This window comes from Methylobacterium sp. E-045 (genome assembly GCF_022829685.1).
Taxonomy (GTDB): Bacteria; Pseudomonadota; Alphaproteobacteria; order Rhizobiales; family Beijerinckiaceae; genus Methylobacterium.
This window is the reverse complement of the sequence record NZ_JAKSYE010000125.1, coordinates 1-26,408: the sequence shown is the minus strand read 5'-3', so window position 1 is coordinate 26,408 and position 26,408 is coordinate 1. Positions and strand designations below refer to the sequence as shown.

Here is a 26,408-nt window from a genome sequence, read left to right as displayed (position 1 = left end):
TGAGCAGGCTTTAACCTGAACGTTGATTCAGATTTGGCCGTTAACGTCTTGAACGGGTGCCTCCTGCATAGTCATCGACATGCAGAAACACAGACCGGCGCAAATAAAGCCGGGGAGGCACCAACCAATGATCAACCATTCGCTTCAGCTTTTCTGTAACCGTGTCGTCGCCGCCGGCCTCATCACCGCCGCCGACGTTGAGATCCTCGGCCGCGACATCCTCCCGGACGGCATTTCGCACGCGGACGAAGCCGACATGCTCATCGCCCTCGACCGGGCGGTGCCGCGGAGCGACGCTTCCTTTGCCGACCTCGTCAGCGCCGCCGTGGTGAACTTCGCCGTCTGGGGCGAGCGCCCCACCGGCTACGTCGATCTCGAGATCGCCCGCTGGCTCGTCGGCTCCCTGCGCAGCGATGCCGGACCGACCCCGCTTGCCGCCCGCATCGCCTTCGAGATCGTGCGTGAGGCCGAGACCAGCCACGAGATCCTCGTGGCCTTCGCCATCGGCAGCGCACACCGGCGCGTCCAGGTGGAAAATGCGGCCTCGGCCCCCGTCGCCGAACTGCTCGACGCCGCCTGACATCGAGCTGTCGGAACGGGTCCGCCGGGCGGACCACGCGCTCCATCGGGCCGAGGAGGAGGGGCGCACCCGCTGCGCCGCCGGGTGGCCGCCATCCCCATGATTTTGAATACACACGCGCCCTGTCGCAGCGCATGAACAATCCTTCATTGGCCCAGCTTTGCGAAGCCGCACAACTGCTTTAACGGGAACGAGCTTGAGCGCGACGGCGCTCGTGACCTTTCCTGCTTCACCAGAGTGCCTGGACCGATGTTCGAGAAAATCCTGATTGCGAACCGCGGCGAGATTGCGTGCCGCATCATCAAGACCGCGCGCAGGATGGGTATCAAGACGGTCGCCGTCTATTCCGATGCCGACCGGGACGCCGTGCATGTGGCGATGGCCGACGAGGCGGTGCATATCGGCCCCGCTCCGGCCGCCCAGTCCTACCTGATCATCGACAAGATCATTGAGGCCTGCAAGCAGACGGGCGCCCAGGCCGTCCATCCGGGCTACGGCTTCCTGTCCGAGCGCGAGGCGTTCCCGCGGGCGCTCGCCGAGGCCGGCATCGTCTTCATCGGCCCCAATCCCGGCGCCATCGCCGCCATGGGCGACAAGATCGAATCGAAGAAGGCGGCATCGGCCGCCAACGTCTCCACCGTGCCGGGCTTCCTCGGCGTCATCGAGAGCCCCGAACACGCGGTCACCATCGCCGACGAGATCGGCTACCCGGTGATGATTAAGGCGTCGGCCGGCGGCGGCGGCAAGGGCATGCGCATCGCCTACTCGTCCGACGAGGTCGCGGAGGGCTTCGCCCGCGCCAAGTCCGAGGCCGCCTCCTCGTTCGGCGACGATCGCGTGTTCGTGGAGAAGTTCATCACCGACCCGCGCCACATCGAGATCCAGGTGATCGGCGACAAGCACGGCAACGTGATCTATCTCGGCGAGCGCGAATGCTCGATCCAGCGCCGCAACCAGAAGGTCATCGAGGAGGCGCCGTCGCCGCTCCTCGACGAGGCGACCCGGAAGAAGATGGGCGAACAGGCCGTGGCGCTGGCCAAGGCCGTCTCCTACGATTCCGCCGGCACCGTCGAGTTCGTGGCCGGCCAGGACAAGTCGTTCTACTTCCTCGAGATGAACACCCGTCTCCAGGTCGAGCATCCGGTCACCGAGATGATCACCGGCCTCGATCTCGTGGAGTTGATGATCCGCTCGGCCTACGGCGAGGCGCTGCCGCTGACCCAGGATCAGGTGACGCTCAACGGCTGGGCCGTGGAGAGCCGCGTCTATGCCGAGGACCCGACCCGCAACTTCCTGCCCTCCATCGGCCGCCTCACCACCTACCAGCCGCCGGAGGAAGGGCCGTTCGGCTCGGCCATCGTGCGCAACGATACCGGCGTGGAGGAGGGCGGCGAGATCGCGATCCACTACGATCCGATGATCGCCAAGCTGGTGACTTGGGCGCCCACCCGCGCCGAGGCGATCGAATCGCAGGGCGAGGCGCTGGACGCCTTCGCCATCGACGGCATCCGCCACAACATCCCGTTCCTGTCGGCCCTGATGGCGCATCCGCGCTGGCGTTCGGGCAACATCTCCACCGGCTTCATCGCCGAGGAGTTCCCGGAAGGTTTCACGGCGCCTGAGCCGGCGGGCGAGATCGCCCAGCGCATGGCGGCGGCGGCGGCGGCCATCGACCACAAGCTCAACACCCGCAAGCGCGGCATCTCCGGCCAGATGCGTGATCCGGCCCTGCTCCATTTCGAGCGCGACCGCGTCGTGATCCTCGCCGGCCAATCCTACCCGGTGACGGTGGACGATCTCGGCGACCAGCTCATCGTCACGGCCGAGGACGGCAAGACCTGGACGGTGGAGAGCGACTGGCGTCCGGGCGAGCCGGTCTGGTCGGGCGAGATCGGCGGCACCCGCGTCGCCATCCAGGTCCGCGGCCTCCTCAACGGCGTGGCACTCCAGCACGGCGGCGCGGCGGCGGAGGCTCGGGTCTTCACCCGGCGCGAGGCCGAACTCGCAGCCCTGATGCCGGTCAAGGAGAATGCCGGCTCAGGCAAGCAGGTGCTCTGCCCGATGCCCGGCCTGGTGAAGTCCATCATGGTGAAGGAAGGCCAGGAGGTGAAGAACGGCGAGCCCCTCGCCATCGTCGAGGCGATGAAGATGGAGAACGTCCTGCGCGCCGAGCGTGACGGCACGATCTCCAAGATCGCGGCAAAGGAAGGCGACAGCCTCGCCGTGGACGCGGTCATCATCGAATTCGCCTGAACACGTTGTCCTCCATGCCAGTGGGGTGGGCCTCGTCCCACCCCACTGGCCCGGAGGCTTCCTGCCTCCCTCGGCCGGACCGATCCGGGCTGCGCGGCCGCTTCACCGTTCCGGGGCGGAGCATTGGAGGAGGGGCGCCCGGTCGAGGGTGAAGGGGCGCCCCGGACGCTCGGCAACTCCCATCCGGTCATCCAGCCCATGCCCCTCTACTTTTCCTACGGCGCCAACATGGATGCCGCCGCGATGGCCATGCGCTGCCCCGGCTCGACCCGCCTCGGCACGGCCCGGCTGAACCGGCACCGCTTCATCATCATGCGGGAGGGCTATGCCTCGGTGGTCCGGGCCCCCGCCTCCACCGTCTGGGGCGTCTTGTGGGATCTGGCCCTGGCCGACGTGCCGGCCCTCGACCGCTACGAGGGGGTCGCCGGGCGGCTCTACACCAAGGCCTACCAGCCGGTGACGACCCCGACCGGGGTGAAACGCGCCCTGATCTATCTCGGATGCAGCGCCGTTCCCGGGGCGCCGAGACCCGATTATCTTCAGCCGGTCCTGGCGGCCGCCGAAGCCGCCGCGCTCCCGCCCGCCTACATCGCGGAGATGCGCCGCTGGCTGCGGGCGCCGCGCGGCTGAGGACGGCTCCTGCCGAGCCCTTGCCAAGCCTGGTGGCGGCGGACGGCCGCGTCGCCGCCGAACGATCACCTCCGCACTCACGCGGGGTCGCCTGCCGTCACGTCGGGGTGTCGATGTCGTCCCACGCGGTCTCGTGGCCGTTCTGAAAACCGGTGAGCCAGTTCAGGGCGACATGGCGTTCCGCGACGACGTCGCCGTCGAGCCCGTCGAGGCGGAGGTCCTTCTCGCGGGCCTGCCGCACGATCCAATGCTCCCGCCACGCGCGGTCGAGGGCGTCGAGAATCTCTCCGGCCGGCCGAAGGCGCAATCCCGCGGATGCGCTCCCGTCGCGGGCGAGAGGCGCGACGGACCGCCAGAGGGCATCCACATCGACCAGCCGGTCACTCTCGTCGATCCGGGCGGGCGCGACGCCGAGAGCCCAGAACAGGGCGTTCGCGGCCTCGTAGCGCCACGTCATCGCGAAGGCGTCGTCAGCCGCGACGGCGCGGACCTGACGGGTCTCGCGGGGCGTCAACGCATCGAGGCCGACCGGATTGCGGGCCGGCTGCCCCGCCTCCATCGCCTCCCCGCCGGTCGCCTGCGCCTGAACGTGAGCGGCGACATAAAGAAGCGCGAGGGCGCGCCGGAACACGTCGTCCGGGCGTCGCAGGACCAGTTCGCTCTCCCCGATCGCGGGCGGCATGCCGGTCGGCGGCTTCGGCTCCAGCCCTTGCAGGCGATCGAGGGTCCGCGCGCGACGCGCGACCGCGTCGGGCGGATAGGGCAGGACGGCGGCCGGGTCGGTTTCGCCCTCGGCCGAGATGACGACCTTCCCGTCGGGCGCCCGCACGGATCCGTCCGGCAGGAACAGGACCGCATTGGCAGCGTGCGCCCAGGCTTCCACGTCATCCAGATCGGCGGGCACGACCTCGAAACTCGCATGGTTGCGGACCCGCTGCAGGTGACGCCAGAGATGGTAGCGGACGGCCGTCATCTGGCCGTCGCCCCGTCCCATGACGTAACCGATGAACCCTTCGAGATGCGGCGCGAGTTCGGGATCGGACAGATCGCGCCGTCCGAACAGTTCATGCGGAAAGTCGAGCGGCGGCAGGTCTCGGACGGTGGCGTAGGCGTTGACGATGAGCGTCTCGACCGCTGCCGGTTCGGACACCGCCTCGCGTCGCCCGAACAGCCGCTTCAGAATATCCATCTGCCGCTCCTCATCCAGCCAGCATCGGCTCCGCCCGCGACCGGCGCCGTGTCACGCAGCGGGGATTGTCCCCTGACGGAAGCCGGATCGCATCGTATGGTCGCGAGAGGCCCTTCCTCGCGATGGCGTCGATGACGAAACTGGCACCATGGAGGTCGATGATAGGCAGGCGCGATGACATTTCCATACTGAGCCGCGCCCGGCTTCCCACGAGGACATCGCCCCATCGCTGACGGGGCGGCATGCGAGGAGTGTTGCCCTGGATACGATCAGAACCGTCGATGTCGTCATCCGTGGCCGGGTGCAGGGTGTCGGCTACCGGTACTGGACCTCGCGCGAAGCGGAACGTCGGGGCCTGAACGGACATGTTCGCAACCGGGCCGATGGCGGTGTGGAAGCGACCTTCAGCGGACCGCCGGATGCGGTCGACGCCATGCTCGATGCCTGCAGGCAGGGGCCCGCCGATGCCGTCGTGTCCTCGGTCGAGGCGGCCGACTCCGGCGACCCTCCAGATGCGGGATTTCGCATCCTGCGAACGTGATCCCACTGTGCCGACGGCCACGATCACGGCGTTCTCCCATCCCGCATCGTCAGAAATTCGTTTCCCACGGATCGGGTCGATGCCCTATGGTCCGCGCCGCAGGCGGAGGGGCGCCGGACCGGTGTGGCCGGGTTCCGGTCGGCCCCATGCCGGGAAGCGATCCGAGCCCATGCAGCACACGTTCACCCTCGCGGATTTCTCGCCGCTCGACATTGCCGGCCTCCTCTATTTCGTCACCGCCTGGGCCGGCTACGGAATGGCGGTGGCCCGGATGCGCGGGCGGCGCACGAGCCTGAGCCAGATCATGAACCGCCAGCGGGAGGAATGGTCGCGCCAGCTCATCGTCCGCGACAACCGGGTGGTCGACACCACGATCAACGCCTCCCTCCAGAACGGGACGGCCTTCTTCGCCTCGACCTCCCTCATCGCGCTCGGCGGCGTGCTGACCCTGTCCCGCTCCGGCGACGATGTGCTCACCCTGTTCGGCGCACTGCCCTTCGGCGCCATCGCCACGCGCGTCACCTGGGAGGTCAAGGTGGCGGGCCTCGCCGTGGTCTTCGTCTATGCGTTCTTCAAGTTCGCCTGGGCCTACCGCCTGTTCAATTACGGGGCGATCCTCATCGGCGCGGTGCCCCCCAAGGGTGCGGGCGCCGCGCAGGGCGACATGAACCGCGCCGCCCGCCGGGCCGCCGCCATGAACATCGCCGCCGGCAGCCATTTCGCGAAAGGACAGCGCGCCTTCCTCTTCGCGCTGGCTTATCTCGGCTGGTTCGTGAACGCCTGGTTCCTCATCATCGCCACCACGGCCGTCATCTGCGTCATGTGGCGCCGGCAATTCACCTCCGACATCCGCGCCATCCTCCTCAACGAGGACGACGAGTCCACCCTGCAGGACACCGAGTCATGAGCACAGAGCGCAAATCCGTCAGCGAGGAGGAGATCGGCGAATCGATCCTCCGCCTCGTCACCGAGCGGGGCGCAGGCAAGACCGTCTGCCCATCGGAAGTCGCGCGTCACCTCGGCGGGCCGCATCCCGACGCCTGGAGCCCGCTGATGCAGCCGGTTCGCCGCATGGCCGTGCGCCTCACCAAGGAGGGCCGCATCGCCATCCTGCGCAAGGGCAAGCCCGTGGCCGACCCGGACGATTTTCGCGGGATCTACCGCCTCGGAATGCCCGTTCCGGCCACCGGGGAAGGCTGACCCCTCGTCACCAGGATGGGATCAGTCGGTCGACGGCGCCGACGCAGGCAGCACCGCATCGGTGTAGCCGGTGAGCCGGTAGACGATCAGCCCGATCCATTCCTTGACCACGAGATCGAGGACCAGCAATCCGTCGGAGGCGAAGCTCTTCAGCTTCCATGCGTCGCTCCACCCCATCGTGCGGTAATCCACGGGATAGGCCGTCACGTCGAAGCCGGCCTGCCGGAAGCAGCCCATGGCGCGGGGCATGTGCCAGGCGGAGGTGACCAGCAGCCAGCGTTCGCCCGCCACCGGCTTGATCAGATCGGCCGAGAACCGCGCGTTCTCGTGAGTGTTGCGCGAGCGATCCTCCAGGATCAGCCGCGTGCGCGGCAGGCCGAGCGTATCGGCGAAGCGGCTGACGATCTCGGCTTCCGACGTCCCGTCGGTGCCGAGCAGACCGCTGCCCCCGGAGAAGAGAAGACGCGCTTGCGGGTAGCGGCGCGCGAGATCCGCGAACGCGATCTGCCGCTCGCCGGCATCGTTGACCGAGAGCTGGCCGCGCGCCAGCGTGGTCTGGGTCTCCACCGCGCCACCGAGCACGATGATGCCCGTGACCGGTGCGCCGTCGTCCGCGAAGCGCGGAAACCGGTTTTCCAGGGGCAGGGCGATCCATGTGGAAAGGGGCAGGAGACCGCCGAGGAAGAGCCCCGCGAAGCCGAGGAGGGCCAGCCCGCGCCCGAGGCGCGGCGTCCATCCACCGAACATGAGGACGCAGCCGACGAGCCCGATCAGGATGAAGAAGTTCGAGGGCGTGATCACGAAATAGATCAGTTTCGAGAGCGGAAAGAACATGTCTGGACCCTGAAGCCTCATATCTGCCGGACGATTCCCCGTGCGCGGGTCAATCTCGGTCCAGTCCGTCCGCATCCGGCGGGTAGGGGTGCTCCATCCCCTGCGGGTCGGTGACCCGCCAGCCGGATTCGTCGGCCGCGAGATAGGGCGGCCCCACGGGCACCTTGCCGTGGCCGCCGGGAATGTCGAGGACGTAGAGCGGCTGGGCGAGGCCCGACAGGCGCCCGCGCAGGCGTCCCATCAGGTCGCGCCCCGCCGCCAATCCGGTGCGCAGATGGCCGGTGCCCGGCGCGAGATCGCCGTGATGGAGATAGTAGGGCTTCACCCGGTTCTCGACGAAGCTCCGCATCAGGCCGGCAAGCGTCTCCGGGTCGTCGTTGACCCCGGCGAGCAGCACCGTCTGGCTCACCATCGGGATGCCGGCATCCACGAGGCGGGCGATGGCGCCTCGCGCGGCCGGCGTGAACTCGCGCGGATGATTGGCGTGGAGCGCAACGAAGACCGCACCGCCGAAACGCTTCAGGGCCGCGACGAGATCGTCGTCCACGCGGGCGGGTTCCACCACCGGCACGCGGGTATGGATGCGCAGGACCTTGACGTGCGGGATGGCGGCAAGGGCCTCGGCGATCTGCCCGAGCCGGCGGACCGAGAGCGCGAACGGATCGCCGCCGGTGAGGATCACCTCCCAGATCTCCGGCCGGTCGGCGATGTAGGCGAACGCGGCGGAGAGTTCGTCCTCGCCGAGCGTGCCGAGCCCGTCCGGCCCCACCATCTCGCGGCGGAAACAGAAGCGGCAATAGACCGGGCAGACATGGAGGGGCTTCAGCAGCACCCGGTCCGGGTAGCGATGGACGAGACCCGGCAATGGTGAATGCGCCGCATCGCCGATCGGGTCCGAATCCTCCTCCGGACGTGTCGCCAGTTCCTCCGCGCGGGGCAGGAACTGGCGGGCGATGGGGTCGGCGGGATCGGACGGGTCGATGAGTTCGGCCATGTCCGGCGTCAGCGCCACCGCATAGCGCGCCGCCACCGCCTCCAGGGCCGGAAGGTCGGAGGCCGCGACGAGCCCGGCCTCGGCGAGCTGCGCGGGGTTGCGAAGGGAGCGGGGAAGAGAACGGGGAAGCGGCCTGTTCACGCGTTGCCGTCCCTCGCCGCCGGCGTCTCGGCCACCGGGGTCCAGATCACGTCGTCGATGCGCGGCGCGCCCACGGCGAGCATGACCAGCCTGTCGAGGCCCAGTGCGATGCCGCTCGCCTCCGGCATGACGGCGAGGGCAGCGAGGAAATCCTCGTCGATCGGATAGGTCTCGCCGTAGATCCGCGCCTTCTCCGCCATCTCGATCTCGAACCGGCGCCGCTGCTCGTGCGGGTCGGTGAGTTCGCCGAAGGCGTTGGCGAGTTCGACGCCGCAGGCGTAGAGCTCGAACCGTTCCGCCACACGGGGGTCGCGGGCGCTGGGGCGGGCCAGGGCCGCCTCGCTCACGGGATAGTCGCAGAGCAGGGTCGGCCGCCCGTCGCCGAGCTTCGGCTCGATGAGGGCGACGAGGACGCGGCTGAACAGGTCGGCCCAGGAATCGTCGTCCGCCACCCGCAGGCCGCAGGCGGCTACCGCTGCGGCGAGACCGTCCCTGTCCGTGCCGCCGCCGGGCTCGATCGTCGCCAGCAGGTCGATGCCGGCATGGCGCGCGAACGCCTCGGCGAGGGTGAGGCGCTCGAAGGCGGCGAAGGGATCGGATTCCCGTCCGCGAAAGCGGAGGGAGCGGACCTTCGCCTCGTCGGCCGCCAGGGCCAGGATGTCGGCGCAGTCGCGCATCAGCACGTCGTAGTCCTCGCCGGCCCGGTACCATTCGAGCATGGTGAATTCCGGATGGTGCAGGGGGCCGCGCTCGCGGTTGCGGAACACGCGCGCCACGCTGAACAGCCGCGTCTCACCCGCGGCCAGGAGCTTCTTGCAGGCGAATTCCGGCGAGGTGTGGAGATAGAGCGGGGAGGCGGCACCGTCATGGCCGATGGCCGAGGTGGCGAAGGCCAAGAGATGGGCCTCGTTGCCAGGTGAGACCTGCAGGGCGGCGGCTTCGACCTCGACGAAGTCGCGGGCCGCGAAATGCTGGCGCAGGGCCGCGACGATGCGGTTTCGCGTCAGAAGGGCCGGGCGGCGGTCGGCATGGCGGTGCGGTACCCACCAGGGCGAGGAAGAACCGGTCACGCCCGCGCGTCCCGTAGCCGGCACGTCAAATGCGCGTGCCGGCGCCGTGCTGCTGGCAACACGCGGCCGGATAGGATAGTGGCGGGACACAAATGTCGCTTCCGTGGGCCGAATCCGCGCCGGAGCATCGCATGGTTTGTCTCGAACAGGATCTGACCCCGTGAAGGTGATCGCCTCTACGCTCCGCAAGGGCAACGTCGTCGACAAGGACGGCAAGCTCTACGTCATCCTGACGGTGGAGAACATCCACCCCGGCAAGGGCACCCCCGTGACGCAGCTCGACATGCGCCGCATCACCGACGGGGTGAAGGTGTCCGAGCGCTACCGCACCACCGAATCGGTGGAACGCGCCTTCGTGGAGGACCGCGAGCACACCTTCCTGTACGAGGACAGCGAGGGCTACCACTTCATGAACCCCGAGACCTACGATCAGGTCGCGGTGCCCAAGGACGTGGTCGGCAGCGCCGCGCCCTACCTGCAGGAAGGCATGAAGGTGATGCTGGCCTCGCACAACGACGTGCCGCTCACGATCGAACTGCCCCAGCGCGTCACCCTCGAGATCACCGAGACCGAGCCGGCCATGAAGGGGCAGACGGCCTCCTCCTCCTACAAGCCGGCGATCCTGTCCAACGGCGTGCGCACCGCCGTGCCGCCGCATGTGGCAGTGGGCACCCGGGTGGTCATCCTGACGGAAGACGGTTCCTATGTGGAACGCGCCAAGGATTGAGATCCCTGGGTCATTGAGCCTGTCGGGCGATCGAGGCTCATGCCTCGAAGGCTCGGGCACCCGCTTCCCCGGCGAGGCGGGTGCCGTTCGTTCAGGACGGCCTCACGGTGATACGGTCGGACCATCGGCCGTGTCGTAGCAGGATTGGGACAGAGCCTGGGCCTTCGCCCGCTCCTCCACGGTGAAGCTCCGCCCCTTGATCGCCCACAGATTCTCGCGCTGGAGGGCATCGGCGACGCAGCGGGCGGCCACCCGGCATGTCTGCGCATTGCCCCCGGTCGCCTCGCACTGGGTGCGGTAATCCTGACGGAAGGCGACGAGGCCGGCCTTCGGATGCGGACCGGTCACGGCCACGACGCCCGTGAGCAGCGCGAGCAGCAGCGGCTGGTGCACGAGATACACCGCGAGGCTGTGGCGCCCGGCCAGGGCCAGCCCCCGCGAGGCGAGCGAGCCCGGCCGCCACCGCGACAGGCCGCTGCGCAGGAAGGCCGGCAATCCGAGGCGTGCCAGGGCGAGCCCCAGGAGAACCAGCCCGAACCAGGGAAACAGAGGCACGTAATCGTTGGTGCGGGGCGGCAGCATGCCGAGGCCGAGGAAACTCAGGATCGGATCGTCGAAGACGGCGAGGTGATAGTCGGGGTTCGCCATCACGGCCGGCGTGGCCAGCACGACGATGCCGACCACCAACGCTGCCACCGGCGAGACCCGCAGGAACGGCACGGCGAGCACGCTCGACACGGCGATGCAGTGCAGGATGCCGAAGAAGATATAGCTGTCCGGAAAGGCGTAGAGCGTCGCCGCCGTGATGAGGAGGGCGGCGATGCCGATCCGCGCGAGCCGCAGGAGGAACGCGCGGGGCCGCAGGCCATCCCGGTTCATCAGGACGAGGCCGATGCCGACGAGCACGAGGAACGAGCCCGCGATGAGATGGGCCGCGACCTTGCCGAGCGGCGCCAGGGCGTAGTTCTCCGGTGTGAGCGCCAGATATCCGAGATCCCAGGTGGTGTGGTAAGCGGCCATCGCCACCAGGGCGACGCCGCGCGCCCCGTCGATGAGGTCGAACCGCCGCGTCTCGCGGAACCGGGCGGGGGATGCCGGCGCTTCGGAACCGGAAATGGGGCTCGCCGTCGAAGTGCTCATGCGCCCGGCCTCCGATGGGGGGGCCGTTCGGAAAGGTGCGAGGAGCGCGGGCGGAGCGCAGGCCCGAGCGCGACGTGGACTGACTGGATCATCCGCGTTGGCTATCGCCGGTCATGAGCCCGACGCAAGGGCACCGCCAATCATGGGATCACCCGTTCGCTCCGGCGCGGTCAACGCAAGCAGGGCTTTTTCCGAATGCGATGGCGACCGATCATGATCGGCCGGACCACGATCCGGCTCCTCTGGCAGGGAGGGATTGCGCCGGATGACCCGGAGTGGATTCGGCCCCGGCGCCACGTCCGGGACGGTTTGTTGCGCGCGAGCCGATATGCTGAAGAATGTATCAATCGTCGCAGTCGATGTGGGTCAAACGGGCTTCCGCCGGGTTGTGACTTTGTTAATCTGTGGTGCGGATCGCGACGCGTGATTCGGTGTGGGTTGCTTACATGTCGGACGATGTCGGATCAGGCCCGCATGGGCTTCACGCCTCGGGAGAATCGGTCGACGGCCGACGCACCGATCTCGCCGACGGAGAGGCTCAGCGCCCCCTAGACCTCGTCGAGGTTTCCGGACGCATCAAGTGGTTCGACGTCTCGAAGGGGTTCGGCTTCATCCTGCCGGACGACGGCTCCGCCGACGTGCTGGTCCACATCACCTGCCTCCGCCGCGATGGACACCAGGCGGCGAGCGAGGGCGCACGGATCGTGGTGGAAGCCACCGAGCGCCCGCGGGGATGGCAGGCCTTCCGGGTGATCTCCCTCGACCAGTCGACCGCGACGCACCCGTCCGAACTCCCCATGCCCCGCACCCATGTGAGCGTCACGCCGACGAGCGGACTCGAGACGGCCGTGGTGAAGTGGTTCAACCGCCTGCGCGGGTTCGGCTTCCTCAGCCGTGGCGACGGCTCCCCCGACATCTTCGTCCATATGGAGACGTTGCGTCGCTACGGAATCGCCGAACTGAAGCCCGGCGAGACCGTTCTCGTTCGGTACGGCGACGGTTCGAAGGGCAAGATGGCGGCCGAGGTTCGGCTTCTGGACGGCGCGCTGCCTGCCTCCCACTGACGGATTGACCCACGTGACACCGTTCCACGACGTTCGCTCGTTCGCGCCCCTGCGCGCGTTCCTGATCCTGGTGGCGATCCTGGCCGGCCTCGGCGCGGCCACGGCTCAGGAGATCGCGGCGACGGAGCCGCTGGAGATCACCGGCAGGGGCGTGCGGCACGGTTTCTCCGTCGAGGTGATGCGCGACGACGAATCGCGCTCGCGCGGCCTGATGTTCCGCCGCTCGATGCCGCCCGAGCACGGCATGCTGTTCGACTTCCAGAAGGTCGAGCGTGTCGCCATGTGGATGAAGAACACCTATCTGCCCCTCGACATGCTCTTCATCCGCCCAGATGGAAGCATCGCCCGGATCGCGACCAATACCGAGCCGTTGTCGACCAAGATCATCCCGTCGGGCGACCCGGTGCTGGCGGTGCTGGAACTGAATGCCGGCACGACGGCGAAGCTCGGCATCAAGGCCGGTGACCGGGTCGAGCACCCGATGTTCGGATCGCGCTGAACAGAGCGGATCGGCCTTCCTCGACCGCCGGAGCGATGCGAACGCAGGGTGAACAACCGGCTTGACGCCCGTTCCGTTTCCCACCAATGTTCCCTCATTGTTCTTGAAGCGAGCGAGCCCGCGTCAGCGCGCTCCTCCACGATGGCAAGGGGAACGCGATGATCGACCTCGCGGCGTCAGGCGACGATGTGGTCCTGTTCGAGAATGCCGACTGGCGCGTGATCGCGGATGGTCTGGAGCATCGCGAGACCGGGTATTTCATCGGGCGCGACGGCTTGGGGCGACGCTCCGAGACCGGCCTGTGGGAATGGCCGCTCCATCTCGCGGAAAAAAGCTGGTGCTTCCTGCGCCCGTTCCGTGAAGCCTTCCATGCGGCTGCCGATCTGTTCGACATCGAGCGCGACGAGGCGCTGGCACAGTCCTTCGTCACCGGCTTCGGTCTTCGAATGGGGCAGGGTGGTCAGTCCGGCAGCGAGGGCTTCACCAAGCTGGCGGAAATGGTGCGTCCGACATCCATTGCCCGGCGGAAGCCCGCCCTGACGGACGGCCGTCCCGCCCTCCATCGCCATGGCGCCGGACGAAAGGACGAGGCCGAGATGGCGCGGGTGTCCCTGTCCTGACGTGACCTCTCCCCGGGATGCCCTAGTTCCCTGAGGACGCGTCGTAGGGCGCCGGGCAGGAGGGTTTCCCATGGACGATCACGGGACGAACAAGGACCAGCGCAGCACGGGTCTGGGCGGTCTCGACGGACTCATGGTCCCGCCCTTCTCGCGACGGGGCTTCGTCATGACGAGCCTCATCGCCGGGTTCACCCTGGCCGAGGCGAATGCGCAGGCGCAGGTCGTCACGACCGATTCCGGCGGTCTCGTCGCCGGCGAGGTGAAGATTCCGGCGGCCGACGGGCCGATGCCGGGTTACCGGGCGATGCCCGAGGGAGCGGGTCCGTTTCCCCTGATCCTCGTCATCGAAGAGATCTTCGGGGTCCACGAATACATCAAGGACGTCTGCCGCCGTCTGGCCAAGGCCGGCTATTGCGCGGTCGCGCCCGAACTCTACGCGCGGCAGGGCGATCTTTCGACGATGACGGATGTGAAGGCGATCGTCCGAGACATCATCCTGAAGACGCCGGACGCCCAGTGGATCGCGGATCTCGATGCGGCGGCATCCTGGGCCGTCGCCGATTCGAAAGCCGACCCGGAGCGGATCGGCACGATGGGATGGTGCCGTGGAGGACGCGGGGCGTGGCTCTACGCGGCGCACAGACGTGACCTGAAGGCGGCGGTGGCCTGGTACGGCCCCCTCGGGGGCGACCGCACGGAGCTTCAGCCGAAAACCGCGGGGGACGTGGCGACCGATCTCCATGCGCCGCTTCTCGCCCTCTACGGCGGCGCCGATACGGGCATCCCCGTGGCCAGTGTCGAGGAAGCCCGAGACCGGGCGAACGCCGCAGGGCGCAGCGTCGAACTCGTCGTCTTCCCCGACGCGCCGCACGGATTCCACGCCGATTACCGGCCGAGCTATCGCAAGGACAGCGCAGAGCAGGGTTGGGCTCGCGCTCTGGCGTTCCTTAAAAGCCACGGGGTCGGGTAAATCGTACCGCGGTGCACCGGCGCCGGAAATGGCGTAGCGGGGCATTCCGGCCTCTCCCGGCAGAGCGTTCCCTCTGCTAGAATTGAGAAACCGGCACAGTGATCATGTTTCTTCGGCGTCGACCCGCCGAAATTCATGATCCAAGCGCCGGATCGACACATTGACGGGCAGGACTACATAGCGTTGCTGGGGTGGCGGCCGATGCGGTCGTCAGCCCTGAAGAGCGTTCCGGACCCATGAGTGCTGTGAATCCATCGGGCGCGAAACCGGTAATCCTCGTGGTCGAGGACGAGCCCGACGAGCGATTCCTCGCGGCTGCATTACTGGAAGAGACCGGATTCAGCGTCATCGAAGCGGAAACCGCCGAGCGAGCCTTGGCGATTTTGAACGAGAAGGATGGCGCGGTGAGCGTCGTCTTCTCCGACGTGCGCACTCCCGGTCCCATCGGTGGTTTCGAACTCGCCCGGATCATCGGTGTCACTTGGCCCCGTGTACGGGTTCTGCTCACGTCCGGCGATGCCGGCGACCAGCCGAGCGACCTGAGGGTTTCCGCGACCTTCATCCCGAAGCCGTGGCGGGCGTCGGATATCCTGGCCTGGGTCGAGGAGGCCGCGGGTCGCACGCCTGAGCAAGGTCCGGGCATCGACAGGATCGGCGGGACCTCTCCCTGATGGCGGGTTCGGCCCTCGGACGAAATTATCCTAGTTTAAGGGGAAACTTCGCGGGCTCCAGCCGTTGGAACGACAGTCCACGTATGCTGGAATCCGATCTGACGAGCTTCACATGACCACTTCCGCCGCTATGGCCATGGCCAATATCAATCGATCCGACCAATCGTATACGGTCTATTCGGAGTCGAGGATGATGCAGAAGGTCGGTGAAGATCTGCGCGTGCTCTACAGCGAGGTCATCGATCATTCCATGCCCGAGGAACTGCTTCGCCTGGCAGCGCGGATCGATGAGAAACGCAGCGCCGGTGCGGCCAAGCGATAGGGCCCTGTCCCTCGCGTCATGATCCGGATCGCGTCGTTGGTGCGGCCCGAATGACGCAACCCCTCAGGACTTGGCGCGAGGCCTGGATCGCCTCGCCTTCCTCGCCGGAAACCTGATATTCCGGACGCGCCCTTCCGGATCGATCTGACGAGCCCGTCATGCGTTTGAAAGCCTGCCTCGTTCTCGGCGCGTCGCTCGTCGTCGCGTCGCTGTGCGAACCGGTCCTCGGCGCGACACCGCCCAATCAGCCCGCCGACGGTCCGGGTGGGGTCGGAGACCGCTCCGTTTCCATCGTGAAACGGGCGCTCGGTCGGCCCAGTGCGGCGAGCTTCATCTTCCATGCGGCCGGTGCCGCCCCCGCGGAGGGGCGACCCGTGGTCGTCTTCCTCCACGCCTGGGGTTCGCCCAATCCGCAGCCTTACGGGGCATGGATCGATCACCTTGCCAGGGCCGGATATCTCGTCGTGTTCCCGCGCTTCCAGGAGATCAACCGGACGAGGCCGGCCGATGCCACCGCCAACGCCGAGAAACTGGTGAAGGCCGCCCTCGCGGATCTCGAGACCGATCCCGATGCCAAGCCGGACCTGAAGCGCGTCGCCCTCATCGGCCACCTCGCGGGTGCGCCGATCGCGGCCAACCTCGCCGCCGATGCCGGGGAGGCGGGCCTGCCGGTGCCTCGCCTCGTCTTCGCGATCATGCCGGGCGGGATCGCGAGCGATGCCAAATCCAGGGGCGTCGTGCTGCGTGACCTGTCGAAGATCGATCCTGAAACCCTGGTCATCACCGTCATCGGCGACCGGGATGCCCGCGCGGCCGACCTCGCCGCCAGGCGCCTCTTGCGCGAGGCGAGTGCGGTGGCGCCGGAGCGCAAGCTGTTCATCCGCGCGCTGTCCGACGATCACGGATTCCCGTCGCTCACGGCGACGCTGACGTCGCCGGGCGCCGTGGACACCGCCTATGATGGGGGCGCGATCAAGCTGCCGCCGGAACCGCCGAAGGATCCCAAGCAACCGCCCGCCCCGTTCAAATGGTCGGCCGACATGTCGTTGACCGGCGAACAGACGACGCTGCTGGCGCAACTCAACAATTCCCGCGCGGACAGCCTCGACTATCTCGCCTACTGGAAAACGTTCGATCTGGCCGCGACCGCGGCGTTCGGCGGGGATCCGACGACCCTCAAGGCCAACCCACGCCTCAGCGACATGGAGCGCTGGAGCGACGGCTGGCCGGTGAAACGTCTCGCCGTGGAAACACCGCGCCCCGCCCGGGTGGTCGCGCCGGTGGCCCCGGCACCCGCCTCCGGTGCACCGCCCAAGCCCAAGCCCGCGCGCCGGCCCTGATCTCGGCCCCTTCGACCATGATCGCGAGGCCGCCGGGGTTTGCCTCCTCAGGGGCTTGCCTTCTCAGCGGCTTTTCCCGAAAGCGGACCTATTCCCCTCACGCCCACGCCCCGAGCCTGGAAGGTCCCGATGAAGCTGTTCCATTCGCACTTCTCGCCCTTCGCGCGGAAGGTCATGGCCTGTGCTCATGTCCTGGGCATCGTCGAGCGTATCGAGCTCCTGCCGAGCGCCGCGCATCCGGTGAAACGCGACGGCACCATCCTCGCCCATCACCCCCTGGCGCAGGTCCCGACACTCCTCGATGACGAGGGCCACGCCTTGGCCGACAGCCGGGTGATCTGCGAATATCTCGATGCCCGCTCCGGGGGAGGGCTGTTCCCCCCGGCCGGTCCCGCCCGCTGGGCGGCGCTCAATGAGCAATCCATCGCCGACGGCATCCTCGATGCGGCCCTGCTGATCCGCTACGAACTCACGGTCCGTGACCCATCCGAACGCTCGGCCGGCTGGATGGGCGGCCAGGAGGCGAAGATCCTGAGCGCGCTGGCGGCCCTCGACGGACAGGCGGGACGCTTCGGGGACCGGGTCGATATCGGGACGATCAGCATCGCCTGCGCCCTCGGATATCTCGATCTGCGCTTCGCCGAACTCGGCTGGACGCAGGCACACCCGAACTTGGCGGCCTGGTTCACGAGCTTTGCCGCGCACCCTGCCATGACGGCGACCAAGCCGCCGGCGGCCTGAACCGGAACTCGTTCGCCGAGACGGTCTGGCGCACGCCTTGCTAGTTCGAAATCCGGTTCTCCGGAGGTCGTGCCATGCCCGATTTCGTCGCCGCCCTGATCACCGCCGCCGCCTTCTGTGCCGGGCTCATCCTGCTCAATGCCCTGACGCGCTGGGGGATTCAGGCACACATGGCGCCGGCCGACCTCGCCGAGAACGGGTTGCTGCAATACGGGCTCGCCATCGCCCTCGCCGGATTCACGTGGCGACGGGCACTCGCGACGCCGCCGGTCCCGGACGGCAAAGTCCGGACCCGTACCGCCGGGTGATACGGCGGCCCGGACGGTCTAACTCGGGCCTGTTTGCCTAAACCGGTTCGTTGCCCCGAGCTGGTTCGCGTCGGCGCGCCGACGCTTTACACGGCGCGGCTCTGTGAAGTGTCGCCGCTCGACGTCGCGGAACCGGGGACCAAGTCCCCGAAGCCCGCTTAGAACCAGGGCTGCGTGGTGAAGCTGTAATTCACCTTCATGCCGAACGTGTACTGGTTGGGCGTGCCGTAGCGGCCGGAGACCAGCGGGCTGTTCGACGAGGATCCGACGATCCGGTTATAGCCGACATATCCGGTCACCGCCCAGGTTTCGTTGAACGTGTAGGTGAGGGCCCCGAGCGCGCCGACCGTGAAGTAATTGTCCGGCTTGAACGGCCTCAACCCGCCGTTGAGCGCCGATTCGAATGGCTGGACGCCGAAATAGCGCTTGGCGAAGGATTCGTCGCCAAAATTGAAGCGCGGTCCGATCGAGACCTGCCAGCGGTCGAAGGGCTGGATCACATCGGCACCGAGCGATCCCACGAAGCCGTGGTGACCGAAGATGCCGTGGCGGAGTTCGGCGCGGGTCCGCAGCCATTCCACCGGGTAGTATTCGAGGAAGACACCGGGCTCGATCGCGTATTGCGCGTCGCGCAGGCCGAAGAGGTTGCGACGGTCGTCGCCGTAATAGCGACCGGGGACATAGCGGGCGGTGACGCCGACATGGACCTTGGACGAGTCGTAGAAGGAGAAGCTGATACCGTCGTCGGGCGACGAGAACCGGACCGGATCGCCGACCTTGCTGATGCTGATCGAAGGATAGCCGATGGCGGTGTAGTCGTCCGAACCCGGATATCGCGGCGTCGCCTGGATGTTGGCGGTCACCGTGACGATCCAGAGGTTCTGGTCGAGGGCAACGAATGTCGGAGGCCGCTGCGGCTCGATCAGGTCGGCCGCCAGGGCGCCGGTCCCGGATGCGAGACAAGCCGTTAGGGCAAGCGCCGCGCCGGCTGAGGCGGCGCGGTTCCGTTGACCATGGTGCGATCGCGGCGTCGGGGTCAGTGTATCCATGACGCCGGTTGTGGACACGATTCCCTAATGCATCACCCCGTAATCCGCGCGAGGCCGCAGTTTCCGTATCGGTGTGTCCAAGGAAGCACGTCGAGCGAGGGCTGGCTCTGCCGCGCCGTCTTTCGACGCGCCAGAGCCCTTGCTCCTAGAAATAGGATTTCAGAGCACCGCGGCGGCGCACATCGAGCGTGGCGCAGTGGAACGAGCCGCCGAACGGCCCGTAGGACAGGAACGGAGCCGGGATCGGATCGAAGCCCCAATCCTTCAGCGCCCTGATCAAGGTCGGCTGGCTCGCATCGACGACGATCTTCTTCTCGTCGATGGCGAGCACGTTGATCGAGGTCCAGGGCGAGCACATGGAGATCTTGCTCATGAAGCCCTCCACCGGGTCGGGGCGGGGCGCGATCAGCACGTCCCACGTCTTCAGCACGACGGGGAGTTTCTCGACGTCGATATAGTCCGGGTTCACCAGCACCTTGCCCGGCGCCAGCGGCATGAAGGACGAGTCGATATGCATCGGCTGAGGGCAGCGGCTCTCGATCTCGTGGATGCGGAAGCCCGAACCGAGATGGCGGCGCAGCCACTCGATGCCCATCAGGTTCGTCACGTTGGACCGGGTGACGAACAGGTCGCGGCCGCAGCGGACGAAGTCGGCGGCGTCGAAGACCGGCTCGAACTCGTTGACCGTGAACTGCATCGGCTCGCCGGCCTTCAGGTTCGGCACGCGGTAGTCGTAATTGTAGAGTTCGTCCGTCAATTGCGGCCGCGGCGCCGAGGTCCAGCGCGCGCCGTTACGAAAATATTCCTTGAACAGCGAACGGTAGGCATCGCCCTCGAAGTAGCGCGAACGCCAGCACATCGGGCTCTCGATGATCTCGTCGCCGATGACGAGGTAAGGGTCGCGCGGGCAGGCGACGCAGAAGCCGCGGGACGACCAGCGCGGTGCATTGTACTTGCGCGAAAAGTCCACCGTGTCGGGACGGCGCACCTTCACGCCCTCGCCGGCGAGGATCGAAATGAAGTTGTCGAGCTCGGCCTGGGCCAGCTTCTTCATGAACTTCGGATAGCGGAAACCCGCGGCGAACCGATAGAACGGCTGCGCGGCACGCGGGAGGTTGAAGATCACCGTGAGGTGGTGGGAGGGGATGGTCGCGCCGTCGAGGCTGCCGACGATCACCTCTTCCAGGGGGTCCCACTCGTTCCATGCCATGACCGGCGATTTCGGGGCGGGGGTGCCGCGATAGGGAGCCGAACTGGTGTCGTAGGCATCGATCTGCGCGTCGGCGAGCACGGCATCCCCGGCCGTGGTGAAAGCTTCGCGGTCCATCATTCGTCCCTTAGTGGCGCCTTTGATGCGGCTGTTTCTTCGAGGCTCAGGCCCCATCGCCGCTTTGGCCCGCACTGTGTCTATCGGGTGATAGACAACGAAATCCAAAGCTGCAACTTCCGATGATGCCAACGTTTTCCGGAAGGTTTTTCGTCCGGAGGGTCGGTGAATTTCTCTAAAAAAATCGTCCGCGCCGACGGTCGAAGGGGGATCATGAAGCGTCTGACGACATTGGCCCTCATCGTCGGCCTCTGCACGGTTGCAGGCCTGTTCTTGTCATCGGGACTGGATGACGTCGCCGCCGCGGTGGTGAGCGCCGGCTGGGGGGCCGCCATCGTCGTGGTGGCACGCGCCGTCGCCGTGGGCTGGGCCGGTCTCGGCTGGTTCGCCGTGTTCCCGCGGGCCGAACGCCCGAGCCTGTGGAACTGCGTCTCCCTGCGTTTCGTCCGCGAGGGCATCAACACGCTCCTTCCCGTGGCCCAGGTCGGCGGCGACTTCGTCGGCGCACGGCTCCTGGCACAGCGCGGCGTATCGGGGGGCCTTGCCGGCGCCAGCATGTTCGTCGACCTGATGACGCAGGCCGTCACCCAGTTCCTCTTCACGGTCGGCGGCGTCGCCCTCCTCGCCTGGCTGCATGGCGACGGTCCGGTGGTGCGCACCGTCGCCGGCGGTCTCGCCATCGCCGCGCCGGCCCTCGGCGCCTTCTTCCTGATCCAACGCCGCAGCGGTCACCGGGTCATCCAGGCCATGCTGAACCGCTTCGCTGCCGCCCGCGAATGGCGCGCCCTCGGCGCGGTCGACGTGCTCTACGACGGCCTGCGCAGACTTTATTCCTCGCCCAGGCGTGTCATCGGCGCCATGGGCGTGCACATGATCGGCTGGATCATCGGCGCGGCCGAGGTCTACGTGGCGCTGCACTTCATGGGCTATCCGGTGACCGTGGCCGAGGCCATCGTCATCGAGAGCCTGGCCCAGGCGGTCCGCGGCGCGGCCTTCGCCGTGCCGGGCGCCCTCGGCGCCCAGGAAGGCGGCCTCATCGCCCTCTGCGCGATCTTCGACATCCCCGCCGAAGCCGCCCTGGCGCTCTCCCTGGTAAAGCGCCTGGCCGATCTCATGGTCGGCGTGCCCGGCCTGGTGGCCTGGCACTTCATGGAAGGCAAGAAGGACGCGCCGGACACGGAAGACCGGACCTCCCCGGACCAGGTGTCCGCGGAGCAGGGGACATCGAGAGCCGGGGGCGACATCGCCCGCGCGGTGAGCCTGGACACCATGCCGGTGTCGCGGGTGCCCGCCAATCTCGCGGGAAACCACACCGTTCTGCGGTCGATGGAGAGCGATATGGGGACGCTGCGGAAATGCGCGTGAGCGGCTTCGCATCGGGGCTCGCCGCCTCGACCCTCCTCGCCGTCACCCTCCTGTCGGGAACGGCTGTCCGCGCCGCCGAGGATGCGGCGGTGCAGACCGTGCGCGGGCTCTATGCGAGCTTCGAGGGCGCGCTCAAGGCGCCCGAGGCCGATGTGAAGAGCCGGGCGCTCGTCATCGGCCCGGTCCTCGACCAGAGCATGGACTTCGCCACCATGGCGCGGATCGCCGTGGGCGCGAAGTGGAAGGGCTTCACGCCCGAGCAGCAGGGCGCGCTGACGGAAGCCTTCAAACAGTATTTCACCGCGACCTACGCCACCCGCCTGTCCCAGGCCGCCGGCGGCAAGTTCGACATCAAGCCCGAGAGCGAGGCACGCGGTCAGAACCGCGTGGTCCAGACCGAGGTCGCCAATGCGGAGGGCGACGCCTCGCAGGTCGATTACCTCGTCGGCTCGGGCAACCGGATCCAGGACGTCTACCTCAACGGCAACGTCAGCGAGATCGCCGCCATGCGCGGCAGCTTCGCCGATCCGCTGAAGGGTGGCGGCGCGGAGAGCCTGCTGAAATTCCTTCGCGATCGGACGGCGGCGATGCTCGCCGCCAAACCAAAGCCTTAGACGCAGGCCAGACGCCCTCGCCGGGCCTGGCCCAACGACCCCACCCGTGCCGTCTTCCCGTCCCTGCGGCACCATCATCCAAACCGTGACCGAGCATCGACCATCATGGACCTCACCTTGACGGATCTGCCTTCGGCGAGCCTGAACTGGCTCTCGCTCGTGTTCCAGTTCATGGCCCTGGCCGGCTGCATCTACGGCTTGACGGCGGCCTTCCTGGCGGGCCGCTATGCACGCCGCCCCGTCCCGGTCATGCCGGCGAACGCCGCACGTCCCTCGGTCACCATCCTGAAGCCGCTCTGCGGCATGGAGCCCAATCTCTACGAGAACCTCGAGACCTTCTGCCGTCAGGATTACGCCGGACCGGTCCAGGTGGTGTTCGGTGTCCAGAACGCAACGGATCCGGCGATCGCCGTGGTGCGCCGCCTGACCGAAGCCTATCCGGCCCTCAAGCTCGATCTCGTCATCGACGCCCGTCAGCACGGGTCGAACCGCAAGGTCTCCAACCTCATCAACATGTCAGCCCAGATCGCCCACGACGTGATCGTGCTGGCCGACAGCGACATGGTGGCAAGGCCCGATTACCTCGACCGGATCGTCGCCGAACTAGGGCAACCGGGCGTGAACGGCGTCACCTGCCTCTATCACGGCGTGCCGGCCCATCGCGGAGTCTGGGCCCATCTCTCGGCCCTGGCCATCGATGTGCAGTTCCTGCCGAACGTGGTGATGGGCACCTCGCTCGGCCTCGCCAAGCCCTGCTTCGGCTCGACCATCGCGTTCACCACCACGGCCCTGGCGGAAATGGGCGGCTTCGAGGCCTTCCGCGACGATCTCGCGGACGACTACGCCGTGGGCGAGGCCCTTCGCGCCAAGGGCGGCCTCGTGGCGATCCCGACCTTCACCATCGGGCATACCTGCGTCGACACCGATCTCGCCGGCCTGTGGAAGCACGAGCTGCGCTGGAACCGGACCATCCGCAACGTCGATCCGGCCGGCTATGCCGGTTCCATCGTCACCCATGCTTTCCCGCTGGCCCTCATCGGCGCCCTGATCCCGGGCGCCGATACGAGCGGCCTCGTGGTGGCGGCCCTGGCCCTTGCCTGCCGCATCATCCTCTGCGTCCGCCTGGAGCGCGCCTTCGGCCTCGCTCCGCACCCCTACTGGCTGTTGCCGATTCGCGACATCCTCTCCTTCATGAACTTCTCCTGGAGCTTCGTCTCGGGGGCGGTGACATGGAAAGGTCACGATTATCGGGTGGTTGCAGATGGCACACTGATCCCCGAGCGAAGCCTCGGCCACGATGCTGGTGCATCCTCGCTCTGATCTTCGCTTTTAGCGTCCCGCCCGCCCTTTTCCTTTCTCGCTGAGGCCTTGAACCCCATGCGCACGCTTTTCCTCCAGGCTCCCACCTTCGACGGCTTCGACGGCGGCGCCGGTTCCCGCTACCAGGCCAAGCGCGAGATCAAGTCGTTCTGGTACCCGACCTGGCTCGCCCAGCCGGCCGCCCTGGTGCCGAACTCGAAGCTGATCGACGCGCCGCCCCATAACATCAAGCTCGCCGAGATCGTGGCCCAGGCCAACGACTTCGACTTGGTCGTGCTCCACACCTCGGTGCCGTCGTTCAAGTCCGACGTGAAGACCGTCGAGGCGCTGAAGGCCGCCAACCCGAAGCTCATCGCCGGGCTCATCGGCGCCAAGGTCGCGGTGGATGCCGCCGGTGCCATGGCCCAGGCCCCCTGCATCGATTTCTGTGCCCGCAACGAGTTCGACTTCACCGTCAAGGAAGTCGCCGACGGCACCCCGATGTCCGAGATCAAGGGACTGTCCTACCGGGACGCCAACGGTGTCGTGATCCACAACGTGGACCGCGAGATCATGACCGACATGGATCAGCTTCCATTCGTCACGAGCGTCTACAAGCGCGATCTCCAGATGGAGAAGTACTTCATCGGGTACCTCAAGCACCCCTACATCTCGTTCTATTCCGGCCGCGGCTGCAAGAGCCGCTGCACCTTCTGCCTCTGGCCCCAGACGGTGGGCGGTCACACCTACCGCACCCGCTCGGTCGCGCACGTGATCGAGGAGATCAAGTACTGCCTGAAGGAGTTCCCGCAGACGAAGGAGTTCTTCTTCGACGACGACACCTTCACCGACAACCTGCCCCGCGCCGAGGAGATCGCCCGCGAACTCGGCAAGCTCGGCGTCACCTGGTCGTGCAACGCCAAGGCGAACGTTCCGCGCGATACGCTGAAGGTGCTCAAGGAGAACGGCCTGCGCCTGCTCCTCGTCGGCTACGAATCCGGCAACCAGCAGATCCTGAACAACATCAAGAAGGGCATGCGCGTCGAGGTGGCCGAGCGGTTCACCAAGGATTGCCACGACCTCGGCATCGCCATCCACGGCACCTTCATCGTCGGCCTGCCCGGCGAGACCCGTGAGACGATCCAGGAGACGATCGCCTTCGCCAAGCGCATCAACCCGCACACGATCCAGGCCTCGCTGGCTGCGCCCTATCCGGGCACCTTCCTCTACAAGCAGGCCGTGGAGAACGGCTGGCTCGATGTCGCGAACGCCGAGCTCGTCGACGAGAACGGCGTGCAGATCGCGCCGCTCCACTACCCGCACCTGTCGCATTCCGAGATCTTCGCGGCGGTGGAGGAATTCTACCGTAAATTCTATTTCCGCGCCCCGAAGATCGCCTCCATCGTCTCCGAGATGGTCCGCTCGCCCGACATGATGAAGCGCCGCCTGCGCGAGGGCGTCGAGTTCTACCGCTTCCTCAAGGAGCGCCAGGGCACCGCCAAGGCCGCCTGAGCGTCCGTTTGCAGGAACACATGACGGCCGGGCTCGCTGCCCGGCCGTTTTCGTTCCGGGCTCACACCGGGTCGACCGCCGAGGGGCGGGCAAGAGGCGAAGAAGCCGTTGCCGCATCGGCGCCCGGTGGCGGAGCGGCTTCCCCCGACGAGGACTGAGCGTGGCCCATAAGAAACGCCTGATCGTCACCGCCGACGATTTCGGCCTGAGCCTGGCGGTCAACGAGGCGGTGGAGCAGGCCCATCGCGGGGGCATCCTCACGGCCGCCAGCCTGATGGTGGGCGCGCCCGCCGCCGCGGATGCGGTCGCACGCGCCCGGCGCCTGCCGTCCCTGCGCGTCGGCCTCCACCTCGTCATGGTGGAAGCGTGGCCGACCCTGCCCGCCGGCGACCTGCCCGACCTCGTCGGACCGGATGGCCTCATCCGCAGCGACATGGGCCGCCTCGGCCTCGACCTCGCCGTGAAGCCGTCGGCGCGTCGTCAGCTCTCGGCGGAGATCACGGCGCAGTTCGAGGCGTACAAGGCGACGGGCCTCCCCCTCGACCACGTCAACGCCCACAAGCATTTCCATGTGCATCCGCTCATCGCCGGCCGCATTCTGGCGATCGGCCGCGGTTATGGCATGCGGGCGATCCGGGTGCCGCGCGAGCCGCGCGCCGTGCTGCGCGCCGCCGAGCCTGGAGCCAATCCGAAACCCGCCCTCGACATCGCCCCCTGGGCCGGCCTGCTCGCCGTCCGCGCCCGTCAGGCGGGCCTGCTGATCCCCGATCGCACGTTGGGGCTGGCATGGTCGGGCGCGATGACGCCGCAGCGCGTGGCGGGGCTCCTGCGCCACCTGCCGGACGGCCTCACCGAGCTGTACACCCATCCCGCCACGGGCGGCGGCTTTCCGGGCGCGGCGCCGGGCTATGCCTATGCCGCCGAGCGCGACGCCTTGATCGCGCCGGAGACGATCGCGGCCCTGGCGGATTCCGGGGCGGTGAGGGGCGGGTTTTCGGACTTCTCTTAGAGCAGTTTCCGTAATCGCTGGATCACTGCAAATGCTCTACCCTGCTGTGTAGCCGCATTTTCTTCACGCGATCCGGCGTCCACCTCGCTTGAAAATGCTCTAGGCCCCGGCAAAGACAAGGCGGCCGCCGCGCGATGCGAAGGCCGTCTTTTTTCATGGCCCGTTCCTCAGCCCTCCTTCACCGGCACGGGATCGGACTTAGCCGGCCTGCACCCCGACCCGGCATCCCCGCCCTCGGGGCGCTTCGGGTCCGGCCTCTTCGGCGGCGGACCGAGGAAGGCGGGGACCACGAAGAACGCGGCGACGAGGGTGAAGACCCGCGCCAGGGCGAGGAGTTTGCCCATGCTGGCCGTGCCGGGATGGCTCGACAGGACCAGGGAGCCGAAGGCGGTGCCGGTG

29 protein-coding genes are annotated in these 26,408 nt (G+C 67.6%); 21 read left to right on the top strand and 8 right to left on the bottom strand.

Going from position 1 to position 26,408, the window contains the following annotated elements; translation table 11 throughout:
* The first annotated feature begins 127 nt into the window (after positions 1–127).
* The 3 genes from MKK51_RS23400 to MKK51_RS23390 all read left to right on the top strand — a co-directional run bounded on the left by MKK51_RS23400 (position 128) and on the right by MKK51_RS23390 (position 3,463).
* Positions 128–580, top strand: coding sequence for a hypothetical protein (locus MKK51_RS23400; protein ID WP_243981497.1), 453 nt, complete (start codon positions 128–130; stop codon positions 578–580).
* 249 nt (positions 581–829) lie between these two features.
* A complete protein-coding gene (locus tag MKK51_RS23395; RefSeq protein ID WP_243981496.1) occupies positions 830–2,833 on the top strand; it encodes an acetyl/propionyl/methylcrotonyl-CoA carboxylase subunit alpha in 2,004 nt (667 codons plus the stop codon).
* A gap of 198 nt (positions 2,834–3,031) precedes the next feature.
* Positions 3,032–3,463: a gamma-glutamylcyclotransferase family protein gene (locus tag MKK51_RS23390; RefSeq protein ID WP_243981495.1), complete on the top strand. Its 432-nt coding sequence runs from the start codon at positions 3,032–3,034 to the stop codon at positions 3,461–3,463.
* 97 nt (positions 3,464–3,560) lie between these two features.
* Here MKK51_RS23390 and MKK51_RS23385 read toward each other — a convergent pair whose 3' ends face one another.
* Entirely contained in the window at positions 3,561–4,652 is a 1,092-nt protein-coding gene (locus MKK51_RS23385) for a DUF4272 domain-containing protein (protein ID WP_243981494.1), read from the bottom strand.
* Positions 4,653–4,911: 259 nt separating this feature from the next.
* On the opposite strand from MKK51_RS23385, the gene MKK51_RS23380 reads away from it, so the two are divergent.
* From MKK51_RS23380 to MKK51_RS23370, 3 genes are all read left to right on the top strand, one after another.
* The gene (locus MKK51_RS23380; RefSeq protein ID WP_243982229.1) at positions 4,912–5,193 is read left to right on the top strand and encodes an acylphosphatase; all 282 of its coding nucleotides are present in this window, start codon (positions 4,912–4,914) and stop codon (positions 5,191–5,193) included.
* A 169-nt stretch (positions 5,194–5,362) separates the two neighbouring features.
* Positions 5,363–6,100: a DUF599 domain-containing protein gene (locus tag MKK51_RS23375; protein WP_243981493.1), complete on the top strand. Its 738-nt coding sequence runs from the start codon at positions 5,363–5,365 to the stop codon at positions 6,098–6,100.
* Positions 6,097–6,393 carry a DUF3253 domain-containing protein gene (locus MKK51_RS23370; protein WP_243981492.1) on the top strand — a complete coding sequence of 99 codons (297 nt, stop codon included), beginning with the start codon at positions 6,097–6,099 and terminating at the stop codon, positions 6,391–6,393. The genes MKK51_RS23375 and MKK51_RS23370 overlap by 4 nt, the downstream gene beginning before the upstream one ends.
* A gap of 21 nt (positions 6,394–6,414) precedes the next feature.
* Here MKK51_RS23370 and MKK51_RS23365 read toward each other — a convergent pair whose 3' ends face one another.
* Genes MKK51_RS23365 through epmA form a run of 3 tightly spaced genes read right to left on the bottom strand, consistent with a single transcriptional unit; the run spans position 6,415 to position 9,432 of the window.
* Positions 6,415–7,227 carry a YdcF family protein gene (locus MKK51_RS23365; RefSeq protein ID WP_243981490.1) on the bottom strand — a complete coding sequence of 271 codons (813 nt, stop codon included), beginning with the start codon at positions 7,225–7,227 and terminating at the stop codon, positions 6,415–6,417.
* Positions 7,228–7,276: 49 nt separating this feature from the next.
* Positions 7,277–8,362, bottom strand: a complete 1,086-nt coding sequence (locus MKK51_RS23360; RefSeq protein WP_243981488.1) for a lysine-2,3-aminomutase-like protein — start codon at positions 8,360–8,362, stop codon at positions 7,277–7,279.
* Positions 8,359–9,432, bottom strand: coding sequence for an EF-P lysine aminoacylase EpmA (gene epmA, locus MKK51_RS23355; RefSeq protein ID WP_243981486.1), 1,074 nt, complete (start codon positions 9,430–9,432; stop codon positions 8,359–8,361). Before epmA ends, MKK51_RS23360 begins: the two co-directional genes overlap by 4 nt.
* Positions 9,433–9,592: 160 nt before the next feature.
* Between epmA and efp the strand changes: the two genes are divergently transcribed.
* Positions 9,593–10,159, top strand: coding sequence for an elongation factor P (gene efp, locus MKK51_RS23350; protein ID WP_243981484.1), 567 nt, complete (start codon positions 9,593–9,595; stop codon positions 10,157–10,159).
* Positions 10,160–10,261: 102 nt separating this feature from the next.
* Here efp and MKK51_RS23345 read toward each other — a convergent pair whose 3' ends face one another.
* A complete protein-coding gene (locus MKK51_RS23345; RefSeq protein ID WP_243981482.1) occupies positions 10,262–11,299 on the bottom strand; it encodes a heparan-alpha-glucosaminide N-acetyltransferase in 1,038 nt (345 codons plus the stop codon).
* Between the two features lie 446 nt (positions 11,300–11,745).
* Between MKK51_RS23345 and MKK51_RS23340 the strand changes: the two genes are divergently transcribed.
* From MKK51_RS23340 to MKK51_RS23300, 9 genes are all read left to right on the top strand, one after another.
* Positions 11,746–12,363, top strand: a complete 618-nt coding sequence (locus MKK51_RS23340) for a cold-shock protein (RefSeq protein WP_243981480.1) — start codon at positions 11,746–11,748, stop codon at positions 12,361–12,363.
* 13 nt (positions 12,364–12,376) lie between these two features.
* Entirely contained in the window at positions 12,377–12,862 is a 486-nt protein-coding gene (locus tag MKK51_RS23335) for a DUF192 domain-containing protein (RefSeq protein ID WP_409565753.1), read from the top strand.
* A gap of 158 nt (positions 12,863–13,020) precedes the next feature.
* Complete coding sequence (locus MKK51_RS23330; RefSeq protein WP_243981478.1) at positions 13,021–13,482, top strand: hypothetical protein; 462 nt, start codon at positions 13,021–13,023, stop codon at positions 13,480–13,482.
* A 133-nt stretch (positions 13,483–13,615) separates the two neighbouring features.
* Positions 13,616–14,452, top strand: coding sequence for a dienelactone hydrolase family protein (locus MKK51_RS23325; RefSeq protein WP_243982225.1), 837 nt, complete (start codon positions 13,616–13,618; stop codon positions 14,450–14,452).
* A 236-nt stretch (positions 14,453–14,688) separates the two neighbouring features.
* A complete protein-coding gene (locus MKK51_RS23320) occupies positions 14,689–15,123 on the top strand; it encodes a response regulator (protein ID WP_243982223.1) in 435 nt (144 codons plus the stop codon).
* A 112-nt stretch (positions 15,124–15,235) separates the two neighbouring features.
* Positions 15,236–15,445: a hypothetical protein gene (locus tag MKK51_RS23315; protein WP_243981476.1), complete on the top strand. Its 210-nt coding sequence runs from the start codon at positions 15,236–15,238 to the stop codon at positions 15,443–15,445.
* 158 nt (positions 15,446–15,603) lie between these two features.
* Positions 15,604–16,785 carry a chlorophyllase/cutinase-like alpha/beta fold protein gene (locus tag MKK51_RS23310; protein ID WP_243981474.1) on the top strand — a complete coding sequence of 394 codons (1,182 nt, stop codon included), beginning with the start codon at positions 15,604–15,606 and terminating at the stop codon, positions 16,783–16,785.
* Between the two features lie 129 nt (positions 16,786–16,914).
* Positions 16,915–17,526, top strand: a complete 612-nt coding sequence (locus MKK51_RS23305; protein ID WP_243981472.1) for a glutathione S-transferase family protein — start codon at positions 16,915–16,917, stop codon at positions 17,524–17,526.
* Positions 17,527–17,600: 74 nt separating this feature from the next.
* Entirely contained in the window at positions 17,601–17,834 is a 234-nt protein-coding gene (locus tag MKK51_RS23300; protein WP_243981470.1) for a hypothetical protein, read from the top strand.
* Between the two features lie 158 nt (positions 17,835–17,992).
* Here the strand turns inward: MKK51_RS23300 and MKK51_RS23295 are convergent, their stop codons facing one another.
* Both MKK51_RS23295 and MKK51_RS23290 read right to left on the bottom strand, forming a co-directional pair.
* Entirely contained in the window at positions 17,993–18,883 is an 891-nt protein-coding gene (locus tag MKK51_RS23295; RefSeq protein WP_243981468.1) for a MipA/OmpV family protein, read from the bottom strand.
* Between the two features lie 145 nt (positions 18,884–19,028).
* Complete coding sequence (locus tag MKK51_RS23290) at positions 19,029–20,210, bottom strand: amidinotransferase (RefSeq protein WP_243981466.1); 1,182 nt, start codon at positions 20,208–20,210, stop codon at positions 19,029–19,031.
* A gap of 213 nt (positions 20,211–20,423) precedes the next feature.
* Here MKK51_RS23290 and MKK51_RS23285 point away from each other — a divergent pair, with 213 nt between their 5' ends.
* From MKK51_RS23285 to hpnK, 5 genes are all read left to right on the top strand, one after another.
* On the top strand, positions 20,424–21,575 hold the full coding sequence (locus MKK51_RS23285; RefSeq protein ID WP_243981464.1) for a flippase-like domain-containing protein: 1,152 nt from the start codon (positions 20,424–20,426) through the stop codon (positions 21,573–21,575).
* Complete coding sequence (locus MKK51_RS23280; protein ID WP_243981462.1) at positions 21,566–22,189, top strand: phospholipid-binding protein MlaC; 624 nt, start codon at positions 21,566–21,568, stop codon at positions 22,187–22,189. Before MKK51_RS23285 ends, MKK51_RS23280 begins: the two co-directional genes overlap by 10 nt.
* Positions 22,190–22,294: 105 nt before the next feature.
* Positions 22,295–23,509, top strand: coding sequence for a bacteriohopanetetrol glucosamine biosynthesis glycosyltransferase HpnI (hpnI, locus tag MKK51_RS23275; RefSeq protein ID WP_243981460.1), 1,215 nt, complete (start codon positions 22,295–22,297; stop codon positions 23,507–23,509).
* 57 nt (positions 23,510–23,566) lie between these two features.
* Positions 23,567–25,000: a hopanoid biosynthesis associated radical SAM protein HpnJ gene (gene hpnJ / locus MKK51_RS23270; protein ID WP_243981458.1), complete on the top strand. Its 1,434-nt coding sequence runs from the start codon at positions 23,567–23,569 to the stop codon at positions 24,998–25,000.
* A gap of 160 nt (positions 25,001–25,160) precedes the next feature.
* Complete coding sequence (gene hpnK / locus MKK51_RS23265) at positions 25,161–26,009, top strand: hopanoid biosynthesis-associated protein HpnK (protein WP_243981456.1); 849 nt, start codon at positions 25,161–25,163, stop codon at positions 26,007–26,009.
* A 167-nt stretch (positions 26,010–26,176) separates the two neighbouring features.
* Here the strand turns inward: hpnK and MKK51_RS23260 are convergent.
* Positions 26,177–26,408 (bottom strand): hypothetical protein (locus MKK51_RS23260; protein ID WP_243981451.1); only part of this gene is annotated, 232 nt, incomplete at its 5' end.